The following is a 10,982-nucleotide window of genomic DNA, read 5'->3' on the forward strand; positions in this document are numbered from 1 at the left end:
ATCGCCGCCGCCATCTTGGTAGCGGGGCCAGAGCCGTAGGGAACGAGAGGACCGCGCAGGGGGGAGAGACCATGCCACCGCGGACGAACCGGCGCCGGGGGACGCCTGGAGGGCCACCCGCCGGGCGGCAACGCTGGCAGCGCCTGGCCCTGGTGATCGGGGTGGCGGCCCTGCTGGTAGTGGCCGCCGGGGCCCTCGCCCTCTGGCGGCAGCGCCAGGGTGATCCCTGGGCCCGGTACCGTCCCGTCCCCCTGGACCCCGGCAAGACCTATGAGCTGGTGCTCTGGGAGACGGAGATGCCCGTGGCCGTCCTGCCCGATCCCCTGCGGCTGCCCGGAGGACCCAGCCCCGAGCCCCGGGCCCCGGGCGCCGCAGGACCGGGGGGCGGCCGCAGCGCAGCCGGCGGCCCCGGAACCCGTTCCTCGGAACCGGCCCGGGCCGAGATTCCCTCCGGACAAGAACCCTCCGGCGCGGCCGGTTCCCCCGGTCCGTCCGACTTGGCGGGACAGCCCGGTCCCACGGCGCCACCGGAAGCGGGCAAGTCCGGCGCTCCTTCTTCCTCCGAAACCGGCCCCGGGGCGGGAACCGAACCCGGCCGTCGGGGCGGCCCGCCGCCGGTTCCACCTCTTGCGGAACCGGGTCCTTTCACCCACCGCGAGTACCTCCAGCAGGCCCTGGCGGCCTTTGCCCGCCAGTTCCCCAACATCCGGGTGCGGGTGGAGTGGATCCCGGCCTCCGAGGCGCAGGACCGCCTGCAGCGGGCCCTGGCCGACGGCAAGCCGCCCGACGTCTTCGGCGGGTGGGGCAGCGCCCTGCTGGTGCGCCACCCCCTCCAGGTGCCGCTGGACCCCTACCTCGGCCGGTCCGAGCGCCGCTGGTACAACCCCACGGCGCTGCTGCTGTACCAGGCGGACCGGCGGAGCTGGGTCTGGCCCCGCTGGGTGGCGCCCCACACCTGGTGGGTGGCGGCGGCCCGGCTGCGGGCCGTGGGGCTCGACCCCAACGCGCTCTTGCTGGCGGGCTGGACGTATGCCGATGTGGAGCGCCTGGTGGGGCTGGCGGGCCAGTCCTCGGGCGGTGAGCCGGGCTCGGCTGGAGCGGGCGAGGCTCCGGCGGGCCGGGCGCAGGGATCCCAGCCACCGGCATCCCAGCCGCCGGAACCCCTACCGCCGGGAGACCAGCCTGTTCTGACCCTGTGGGCGGCCCGGCCGGACCTGCCCCTGGAGCAGCTTTTGCGGGTGCGTGGCCTGGCGGCGCCTCTGGCGCCCTCGGGCGCCGTGACCTGGGCCGGGCCGGAGGGCCGGGCGGCGCTGGCGTGGCTGGAGCGGCTCCGGTCCCAGCAGCGGCTGCATGCCGTGACCGGCGAGGGGGTGGTGGAGTGGCTGGCCGAGGGCGACCTGGAGGGACCCGCCGGCGGGTTCACCCCGGCCCTGGGCCGGTGGCTGCTGGAGCGTTATGCCGGCCTGGTGCCGCGCCGGCCGGAGGAACCGGCCCCCCGGCCCGGGGTGGTGGCGGTGCCGCCCCTGGTGGCGGACCGCGGCGGCGGTACCCCTGCCGTCCCCGAGCGCTGGCCCGTTCCTCCGGCTCCGCGGGTCGATGCCGGCGGCCGCCTGGCGGGCGGCATCCCGGACCCGGTCGATCCCCGGCGCCTGGACCCGCTGGTTCCACCCGGCTTCGACGGGCTGGTGCTCTTGCCGCCGCCCGTTCCCGCAGGAGCGCCGCGGCCGGCCTTGCTGGAAACCGGGGGACTCATGGTCTTCCGGAAGAACCGGTACCGGGGCGACGACCACACCCAAGCGGCCGTCGAGCTGGCCCGGTTCCTCAGCCGCTGGCGCACCGACGTGCTCACCCGCCGGCTGCTGGCGGTACCGGCCGATGTCACGTCCCTGGCCGCCTGGCGGGCGAGCAGCCCCCTGCCGGCGGTCTACCGGCAGCAGCTGGAGCACCTGGTGCTGGGCGTGTGGAACCAGAACGCTCGGGGCCGCTGGCAGCGCCTGGCCGTCACCTATCCCACGGCCCCCGGCGCGCCGGGGCCTGAGCACCGGGATGTGGCGCGGCAGGTTCGCCCGCCGCTGGCCGCCTTCTGGGAGGGCAAGGCCGGAGCGGCCCAGGTGATCCAGTCCTGGGGCGGGGCGGAGGCCCCCCGGGGGGACGGCAGCGGGGAGGAGGATGGCGGGGAGCCTGGCGAACCATCTTCCCGGCGCTGACGGGCCTGCGAAAGGGGGACGCTCGGGATGACATGGGCAGCCCTTGGCTCGCTGCTGGCGGGAACCCTGCTGGGGATTCCGGCCTGGATCGTGTCCATTGGCTCAGCCATCGCCGGCTGGGTTACCCGGCGGGCTGGCTGGGTCTACGCGGCAGCGTTGTTTGCCATTGGCCCCCTCTGCTACTTCGCCCTCACACCGCGGTTCCAGTATGTCGCTCCAGTCGGGATCTTGCTCGCCATCGCCGCCATTGTCGTTCTCCGGAGGAAAGGCGACATTCGCGTCGCTGCTGCGCTGGCAGCGTTGCCGCTGGCATTGATCCTTCTGACGATGGGCGCGTACGGCGTGGTCACACTGGTGCGGTGAGCCCGGGCGAAGGTGCGTCGAAGAATGGGCGCTTCTTGAACCATTTCCGCGATGTGAGCCGTTGTCACTGGGTGCCGGGACGCGCGGATCCCGGCGCTGCTCGAGCCCCGCGCCGGCCCCGAGCGGGTCCCGGCGCCCCGCCGCCGGGCGAACCATTCCCTGGGACGGCCAGACTCTGGGGCGGGGACGCCTGCCGAAGCTTGCTGCCGTCGCATCCAGAGGCCGGGTACATGCCGGGGGCCTGGGTGGTTTACAATGGGAAGGCGGCCGGGTTGATCCAGCCGGCGGCGGTGTTCGGCCCTCCGGGACTTACCCCCCGGCGAAAGCGCGTGGCTCGGCCACCTGGAGCGAGGTCCCGCCCAGGCCCCCTCCGGCCGCAGGTGATGCCTTGGACGCCCATCCTGCCGGTGCTCCCGGCGGCCGGCCCGAGCCGGCCGAGCTGGAACAGCAGCTCCGCATCGCCCGCGCCAACCTGCGGGGGTATCTGATGCTGCTCTTGCGTTATGCCCGGGAGCGGGGCGATTCGCCGGAGTCCCTGGCCCGCTACCTGGGTGACCAGGTGGTCCAGACCTGGGGGCCCTTGCGCCAGTGCTCGGGCATCGAGTTTGCCCAGGCACTGGCCCAGATGGTCACCGCCGGTGGCGACCGGGTGGTCACCGTCCGGGAGGAGGGCGGCATCGCCTGCCTCGAGCTGGAGCCGCCGCCCGAAGACGGCGACCTTCTGGCGGCCTTCGGGATCGACCGCGACCAGTGGCATGCCTTCTATTACGGCCAGTTCGAGCGCATCGCCACCCGCCTCGGCCTGCGCTGCGCCCACCAGCGGGAAGGCGACCTGCACCGCTTCTATTTCGCCCGCATCGCCCGCAACCCGGGCGGCCACCGGCCGCTCAGGGTGTGATGGGCAGAGCTCCCACTGGGCCCGCCCGTTCTTCCTCGCAACGGTAACCGTTGACTTCACCGGGCGCGGTGACCGTTGACGCCGGCCGGCGCCGCGGCATACCCTTACCGTGAACAACGATTAAACAGTTGTGGAATCGTGATACCGTTTTTTGATCTCGATCCTTGTGCTCTCGCTTCCGGCCGCGCCCCGGCGACGACCCCGGGTGCGGACCGGGATGCCCGGCGGGAGGTGGCGGGATGGACGCCCTCAGGGAATCCACCTGGGCGGGAACCGGCGAGCCGGCCGGCGCGGAAGCGACCTGCGCCCGCTTCGAACCCCATGGAGACCAGGTGGCGGTCCTGCGCGCCCGCGTGACCGAGGTGGCCGGCCTGGCCGGCCTGTTTCAGGCGCTGGCCGACGAGACCCGCACCCGCATCCTGTACCTTTTGTCCCTGAGCGAGCTGTGCGTCTGCGACCTGGCGGCCGTCCTGGACCTGTCCCTGCCCGCCGTCTCCCACCACCTGCGGCTGCTCAAGGCCATGCGCCTGGTCAGGAGCCGGCGGGAGGGGCGCAACGTCTACTACTCCCTGGCCGACGGCCACGTGCTGCGCCTCATCCAGGTAGCCCAGGAACACTACGCCGAGGAGCGGTGAGGATGGCGACCCCGGTGCGGCCGGCCCGGATGGAGGCCTATACCCTGGAAGGCGTGGACTGCGCCCGCTGCGCCCAGCGCATCGAAGAGGCGCTGCGGCGCGAACCGGGACTGGAAGGGGCCACCGTCAGCTACGCCACGGCCACCGTCCTGCTCCCGCCCGGCCAGGTGGACCGGGCCCGGGCCGTCATTGCCCGGGTCGAACCCGGCGCCCGCCTGCAGGCTCAAGAGGCCGGCGCCGCATCCCCCGGCCACCCGGCGGAGGAAGCGCCCGCACCGAGGGATCCCCACCGGCGAGCCCGGCAGGAACCGCGGGACACCGGAGCCGCGCGGCGGCTGGCCGGCCTTGCCGGGGCGGCCCTGGTCTTCCTGGCGGCGCTCGGGCTGGAGACGACGGAACCGGCAGGGATCCCTTCCTGGCTGCCCGGGGCCATGCTGCTGGCGGTCTACGCTGCCACGGGCTACGGCGTCATCGGGCAGGCGCTCCGCAACCTGCGGCACGGCCGGCTGTTCGATGAGAACTTCCTCATGACCCTGGCCACGGCCGGCGCCATCGCCATGGGCGAGCTGGCCGAAGCGGCCGCCGTCATGCTGTTTTACACCGCCGGCGAGTTCGTTCAGGACCTGGCCGTCCGGCGGTCGCGCCGGTCCATCCGGGCGCTGCTGGACCTGCGGCCCCGGCAGGCCCGGGTGCGGCGGGGTGGCCGGGTGGAGGTGGTGGACCCCGCCCAGGTGTCGGTGGGCGAAACCATCGTGGTGCGGCCGGGCGACCGCATCCCCCTGGACGGCCGCGTGGTGGAGGGGGCATCCTTCGTCGACACCTCCGCCCTGACGGGCGAGCCCGTGCCGCGGCGGGTCGAACCCGGCGCCACCGTGCTGGCGGGCATGGTGAACGGTGACGGGGCGCTGGCCGTCCAGGTCAGCCGGCCCTACGCCGATTCCCAGGTAGCCCGCATCCTCTCGCTGGTCGAGGAGGCGGCGGCCCGCAAGGCCCCCACGGAGCGGTTCATCACCACCTTCGCCCGCTACTACACGCCGGCGGTGGTGGCGGCGGCTGCGCTGCTGGCCGTGGTGCCGCCGCTGGTTCTGCCCGGCGCCGCCTGGGACCTCTGGCTCCGCCGCGCCCTGGTGCTGCTGGTCATCGCCTGTCCCTGCGCCCTGGTGCTCTCGGTGCCGCTGGGGTACTTCGCCGGCCTGGGCGCGGCCTCGCGCCGGGGCATCCTGGTCAAGGGCGCCCACTTCCTGGACGCCCTGGCCCGGCTCGACACCATGGTGTGGGACAAGACCGGCACCCTCACCCGGGGCGAGTTCGAGGTGGTCGAGGTGGCCGGGGTTGCCGGCGCGCCGGTCCCGCCCGGCCGGATGCTGGAGCTGGCGGCCCACGCCGAGCTCCACTCCGGCCATCCCATCGCCCGAGCCCTGGCCCGGGCGTACGGCCAGCCCCTGGACGGGAGGCGGGTAAGGGAGGCTTGGGAGCGGGCCGGTGGCGGCGTCCGGGCCCGGGTCGACGGGCATCTGGTGGTGGCGGGCAGCCCTCGCTTCTTGCGGGAGGAGGGGATCGCTGCGGACTTGGGTGCCGGCTCGGTGCCGGAGGCCGGGGAGACGGCCGGCCTGCCCGCCACCCGGGGGACCGCGGTGCTGGTGGCGGTGGACGGCCGCCTGGCGGGCCGGATCGTCATCGCCGACCGCCTCAAGCCGGGGGCGCTCGAGGCGGTGCGCAGCCTGCGCCGGCTGGGCGTCCGGCGCCAGGTCATGCTGACGGGGGACGCCCCGGCGGCCGCCCGGGTCGTGGCGGCCCAGCTGGGCCTCGATGAGGTCCGCGCCGGGCTCTTGCCGGAAGACAAGGTCGCGGCGCTGGCCGCGCTGGAAGAGGGGCTGGAGCGGCCGGGCCGGGCCCCGGCGGGCGGCTGGCGGCGGCGGCAGGGCAGCGGGGGTGGCCGCGGGCGCAGCTCCCGCCCGGTGGTCGCCTTTGCCGGTGACGGCATCAACGACGCGCCCGTGCTGACCCGGGCGGCGGTGGGCGTGGCCATGGGCGGTTTGGGTTCGGATGCGGCCATCGAGGCCGCCGACGTGGTGATCATGGACGACGACCCCTCCCGCCTGGCGGAGGCGGTGAAGGTGGCGCGGGCCACCCGGCGGGTGGTGCAGCAGAACATCGTCCTGGCGCTGGCGGTCAAGGCGATCGTCGCCGGCCTGGGCGCCGGGGGCGTGGCCACCCTGTGGGAAGCCGTCTTTGCCGACGTGGGGGTGGCGCTTGTGGCCGTGCTCAACGCCACCCGGATCCTGCGGCGGTAGGCCCACAGGTGCTCGGTTCAAAAATCGTCGTTGACACGGGTCAGGTCCCGTGATAGCATCCGCCCGGAGCAAAAAACGCCCCTTTAAACTGGTCCCGTGAGGCCGGTAAGGAGCCATCCAGGGCGCGGTCGAACCGGCCGCCCGGCCGGGAGCCGCCCTGGCGGGCGCAAGCCCGCAGCCAGGTCCGGTGTCGAGCCGGCCGCGCCAGCTGCCACGACTTCTTGCCGGCAGGCAAGAAGTTTTTTTGTGCCTGCGGGACGGGGCGATCTGGAGGCGAGACCGTGAGGACCGGGACGACGCCCCACCCCGTGAGCCCCGTAGACCGGCTGCCGTACTCCGGGAACGGCGGTGCCGCGGCCGCCAGGATCCGCACCCTGCCCCCTTCGGAGCCCCTGGCGCGGCCTCCAGCCGATCCGCCCGGCTCGCAGCCGGCCCCGCTGAAGGCCCCGCGCCGGCCGGAGCGGGCCGGACCCGCCGGGTCGCCGGTTCTTCCCCTTGAGCCTGCCCTGCCTGCCCGGCGCTTCCGCCGTTCCCTGACCGGCATCGCGCAGCTTTCCACCCGGGACCTGCTTCACCTGCTGTCCCGCGCCCTCGAGCATCACGCCGTCCTCGTGAGCACCGCCGGGGATACGGGGGATGACCCGGCCGCCGCCGACGCGGCGACCGGCTCGACCACCGGGCACCGTAACGGCGGTGGCGGGGACCGGGCCGGCACCGGCCGCCGGCCGGCGACCCTCCGGGGCCGCCGGGTGGTGACGGTGTTCTACGAGAACAGCACGCGCACCGCCCAGTCCTTCCACCTGGCCGCCCACAGGCTGGGCGCGGCGGCCTTCGACCTGCCGGTGAGCCGCAGCAGCGTCCAGAAGGGGGAGAGCCTGCGGGATACCCTGCGCACCTGCCAGGCGCTGGGCTTTGACGCCGTGATCCTGCGCCACCCCGTGACGGGCGCGGCCGCCTACGCGGCCTCGGTCCTGGACGTGCCCGTGATCAACGCCGGGGACGGCACCGGGGAGCACCCCACCCAGGCCCTGCTGGATGCCGTCACCATCCTCACCCGCAAGGGATGGCCCGCGGGGTTCAAGGTGGCCATCGTGGGCGACGTGCGCCACAGCCGGGTCGCGCGGTCGGCGGCGCTGCTCCTGTCCCGGCTGGGGGCCGAGGTGTGGCTCTGCGGGCCGCCGGGGCTGTTGCCTGCGGCCCCGCCCTGCCCGGGCGTGAAGCTCACGCCGAGCCGGGATGCGGCGCTGGACGGGGCGGATGTGGTCATGGCCCTGCGCATCCAGCGGGAGCGGCTGGCCGGGGTGGTGCCCGACCTGGGCGAGTACCGGCGCGGCTGGGGCATCGGCCCCCGGGAGCTGGAGCGCGCCCGGCCCGATGCCATCCTGATGCATCCCGGCCCGGTGAACCGCGGGGTCGAGCTGGATCCCGCCGTGATGGACGATCCCCGCTGCGTCATCGAGGACCAGGTCCTTGGCGGCGTGGCGGCGCGCATGGCCGTCCTGGAGTGGGCCCTGGCTCCGGCCCTTCCGGATGCCGGCGCCGGCGTGGCGCCCGAACCGGCGGGCGCGGCACACCCGGCCGGTGTCGGGCTCGTTTCCGTTCCCGGGGACGAGGCCAGGACCGGGGAGGGGGGCCGCTGATGCGCCTCTGGATCCGCGGCGGCCGGTTGATCGACCCCAGCCAGGGGCTGGACGGGCCCGGCGACCTGGTGATCGCCGGGGGGCGCATCGTCTATGCCGGCCCCCCCTTGCCCGGCGCCCCCGCGGCGGCCCAGGCCGGCAGCAGGCTTCCCGACGCGGGCGCTTTGGGCGATGGCGCGGCAGCCGGCGGTGGTACCGGGCCAAATCCCGCCGGTGCAGGACTGCAGGTTCTCGATGCCCGGGGGCTCTGGGTGGTGCCCGGGCTGATCGACCCCCATGTCCACCTGCGCACCCCCGGGGAGACCCACAAGGAGACGCTGGCCACGGGGGGAGCGGCCGCGGCGGCAGGCGGTTTCACCGCGGTGGCCTGCATGCCCAACACCCGCCCGCCCCTGGACGATGCCATCCGGGTGGAGTGGCTGGCCATGAAGGCGGCGGCCGAGGCTGCCGTGCGGGTCTACGTGGTCGCCGCCGCCACCCGCGGCCTGGCCGGGGACGAACCCGCCCCCTACGCCGCCCTCAAGGCCGCGGGGGCCGTGGCGGTCAGCGACGACGGCCGGCCCATCGCCCGGGCGGGCGTGATGGTCCGGGTGCTGGAAGGGGCCGCGGCCGCCGGGCTGCCCGTGCTGGTCCACGCGGAAGAACCCGAACTCAGCGCCGGCGGCGCCATGCATGCGGGCGCCGTGGCGGCGGCCGCCGGGATGCCCGGCATCCCCGCCACCGCCGAAGCAGTGATGGTGGCCCGGGATCTCCTCCTGGCCGAACAGGCCGGGGCGCGGCTGCACGTGCTGCACGCCAGCGCGGCCGTCACCCTGGACCTGGTGCGGTGGGGCAAGGCGCGGGGCATCCCCGTGACCGTGGAGGTCACGCCCCACCACCTGCTGCTCTGCGACGAGGACGTGGCCGCGGCCGGGTTCCACCCCCACTGGAAGATGAACCCGCCCCTGCGCTCCCGCCGGGACCGGGAAGCCCTCCTGGAGGCGGTGGCCGACGGCACGGTGGACGCCGTCGCCACGGACCACGCGCCGCACCACGGGATGGACAAGGACTGCCCCTTTCCCGAGGCCGCCTTTGGCGTGGTGGGCCTGGAGACGGCCCTGGGCCTTCTGCTCACCCACCTGGTGCCCCGCCCCCTGTCGCCCGCCCGGCTGGTGGAGCTCATGGCCGCGGGACCGGCCCGCATCCTGGGCCTTCCGGGCGGCACCTTGCGGCCCGGAGCCCCCGCCGACGTCACCCTGATCGACCCCCAGCGGCGGTGGGTGGTCGAACCCGAGCGGTTCGCCAGCCTGGGCCGCAACACCCCCTTTGCCGGCTGGACCCTGCGGGGCCGGGCCGTGGGCACCCTGGTCGGGGGGCGGATGGTGTTCCGCCTGGACGGCGGGCCGGTGCCGGTGCCGGCCGGCGAGACCGCGGCTCAGGAGGCGGCGGGGACCCAGGAGACGGCCGGGATTGTATAATGTTAAGGGCTATGTGTATATTTATGCAGTCTGCAACGGGCAGCATGGCTTGCCTTGCCCGGATGCATCGCACGGAGGAAAGGTTGTTCGGCCACGGTGACCGTTCCAGGCGGATGCCTGGGGTGCCGTTGGCGAAGGAGGGCGCACGCATGGAGCCTGGAAGCCTGGGGCCACAGGAGGCAGGATCGGCGGAGCCGGCGGGTGAGCCCGGTGCTCCCACCTCCACCGCCAAAGTGGTGGTGCCGGCCCGGCTGGTGCTGGAAGACGGCACCCAGTGGTTCGGCCGGGTGGTGGTCGCCCCCGGCGGCGCGGCCGCCGGTCCGTCCGGCCCGGAGTCCGGAGGGAGCGCCTGGGCCGTCACCGGCGAGGTGGTTTTCAACACCAGCATGACGGGTTACCAGGAGCTCTTGTCCGACCCCTCCTACGACGGCCAGATCGTCGTCCTCACCTACCCCCTGGTCGGAAACTACGGCGTCCACGAGGACGAAGACGAGTCGGCCGGCCCGCGGGTCACGGCGCTCATTGCCCGGGAGCTCTTCGATGCCGGCGCCATCGGCTTGCATCCCCTGACGGCTCACCTGGCCCGGTCCGGCGTGCCGGCCGCCGACGGCTTCGATACCCGGACCCTCACCCTGCACCTGCGGCGCAGGGGGACGCTGCGGGGTGTGCTGACCACTGACCTGCGTGCCGCCACGGCCGAGCTGGCGGCCCGGGCGGCGGCCTGGACCCCGCCCACGGCCCTGGCGGCGGGCACGCAGCAGGTCTACCGGGTCGAACCGGCGGGCGCGGCGGCCGCCCCGCCCGCCCGCCGCGCCGGGTTCCTCCCGCCCCACGCCGTGCTGGTGGACTTCGGCGTCAAGCGCAACATCCTGCGCGCCCTGGTGGCCCAGGGGTGGCGGGTGACGGTGGTCCCCGCCCTGACCCCCGCGGGCGAGATCCTGGACCTGCGGCCCGACGCGGTGATCCTGTCCAACGGGCCGGGGGACCCGCGGGACCTGGGCGCGGTGCTGGGCACGGTCCGGCGGCTGGCGGAGGCGGTTCCCACCTTCGGCATCTGCCTGGGCCACCAGCTGCTGGGACTGGCCTTCGGCGCCCGGGCTTACAAGCTGCCCTTCGGCCACCGCGGCGCCAACCACCCGGTCAAGGAGATCGCCGCGGCGGCCTGGCCGGGTTCCGGGCAGGGCGACGGGCGGGTGTTCATGACCTCCCAGAACCACGGCTATGCCCTGGACGCCGAATCCCTGGAGGCGGCGGGGCTGGTGGTGACCCACATCAACGTCAACGACGGCACGGTGGAGGGCCTCTGCCACCCCCACCTGCGGGTGCGGGGCCTGCAGTTCCACCCCGAGGCGGCTCCCGGCCCGCGGGACGCGGCGCCGCTGCTGGCCGAGTTCCTCCGCCTGCTGGCGCCCGGGCCGGCGCGGGCGGCGGCCGGGCGGGGCGAGCCCGCCCTGGTGGCAGGGGAAGGAGGGCTGGCCGGTGACTGAC

At 74.8% G+C, this 10,982-nt stretch carries 8 protein-coding genes; all 8 read left to right on the top strand.

Annotated elements, in window-relative coordinates; translation table 11 throughout:
- The first annotated feature begins 71 nt into the window (after nucleotides 1–71).
- The 8 genes from ACZ5T9_RS03950 to carA all read left to right on the top strand — a co-directional run bounded on the left by ACZ5T9_RS03950 (nucleotide 72) and on the right by carA (nucleotide 10,981).
- A complete protein-coding gene (locus ACZ5T9_RS03950) occupies nucleotides 72–2,207 on the top strand; it encodes an extracellular solute-binding protein (protein ID WP_464833960.1) in 2,136 nt (711 codons plus the stop codon).
- Nucleotides 2,208–2,234: 27 nt separating this feature from the next.
- Nucleotides 2,235–2,570, top strand: a complete 336-nt coding sequence (locus ACZ5T9_RS03955; RefSeq protein ID WP_464833962.1) for a hypothetical protein — start codon at nucleotides 2,235–2,237, stop codon at nucleotides 2,568–2,570.
- A gap of 388 nt (nucleotides 2,571–2,958) precedes the next feature.
- Nucleotides 2,959–3,468, top strand: coding sequence for a hypothetical protein (locus ACZ5T9_RS03960; RefSeq protein ID WP_464833963.1), 510 nt, complete (start codon nucleotides 2,959–2,961; stop codon nucleotides 3,466–3,468).
- A gap of 239 nt (nucleotides 3,469–3,707) precedes the next feature.
- Nucleotides 3,708–4,103: an ArsR/SmtB family transcription factor gene (locus tag ACZ5T9_RS03965; RefSeq protein ID WP_464833964.1), complete on the top strand. Its 396-nt coding sequence runs from the start codon at nucleotides 3,708–3,710 to the stop codon at nucleotides 4,101–4,103.
- 2 nt (nucleotides 4,104–4,105) lie between these two features.
- Nucleotides 4,106–6,397: a heavy metal translocating P-type ATPase gene (locus tag ACZ5T9_RS03970; RefSeq protein ID WP_464833965.1), complete on the top strand. Its 2,292-nt coding sequence runs from the start codon at nucleotides 4,106–4,108 to the stop codon at nucleotides 6,395–6,397.
- A 281-nt stretch (nucleotides 6,398–6,678) separates the two neighbouring features.
- Nucleotides 6,679–8,037 (top strand): aspartate carbamoyltransferase catalytic subunit, encoded by a 1,359-nt coding sequence (locus ACZ5T9_RS03975; protein WP_464833966.1) that lies wholly within the window; start codon nucleotides 6,679–6,681, stop codon nucleotides 8,035–8,037.
- On the top strand, nucleotides 8,037–9,494 hold the full coding sequence (locus ACZ5T9_RS03980; RefSeq protein WP_464833967.1) for a dihydroorotase: 1,458 nt from the start codon (nucleotides 8,037–8,039) through the stop codon (nucleotides 9,492–9,494). Before ACZ5T9_RS03975 ends, ACZ5T9_RS03980 begins: the two co-directional genes overlap by 1 nt.
- Nucleotides 9,495–9,643: 149 nt before the next feature.
- Complete coding sequence (carA, locus tag ACZ5T9_RS03985; RefSeq protein WP_464833968.1) at nucleotides 9,644–10,981, top strand: glutamine-hydrolyzing carbamoyl-phosphate synthase small subunit; 1,338 nt, start codon at nucleotides 9,644–9,646, stop codon at nucleotides 10,979–10,981.
- Nucleotide 10,982 lies beyond the last annotated feature (1 nt).

The organism is Thermaerobacter nagasakiensis, assembly GCF_055396825.1.

Bases quoted from the DNA above. Each gene is read 5' to 3' on its own strand.
- ACZ5T9_RS03950 (WP_464833960.1), top strand. From the start codon at position 72: ATGCCACCGCGGACGAACCGGCGCCGGGGGACGCCTGGAGGGCCACCC.
- ACZ5T9_RS03955 (WP_464833962.1), top strand. From the start codon at position 2,235: ATGACATGGGCAGCCCTTGGCTCGCTGCTGGCGGGAACCCTGCTGGGG.
- ACZ5T9_RS03965 (WP_464833964.1), top strand. From the start codon at position 3,708: ATGGACGCCCTCAGGGAATCCACCTGGGCGGGAACCGGCGAGCCGGCC.
- ACZ5T9_RS03970 (WP_464833965.1), top strand. From the start codon at position 4,106: ATGGCGACCCCGGTGCGGCCGGCCCGGATGGAGGCCTATACCCTGGAA.
- ACZ5T9_RS03980 (WP_464833967.1), top strand. From the start codon at position 8,037: ATGCGCCTCTGGATCCGCGGCGGCCGGTTGATCGACCCCAGCCAGGGG.
- carA (WP_464833968.1), top strand. From the start codon at position 9,644: ATGGAGCCTGGAAGCCTGGGGCCACAGGAGGCAGGATCGGCGGAGCCG.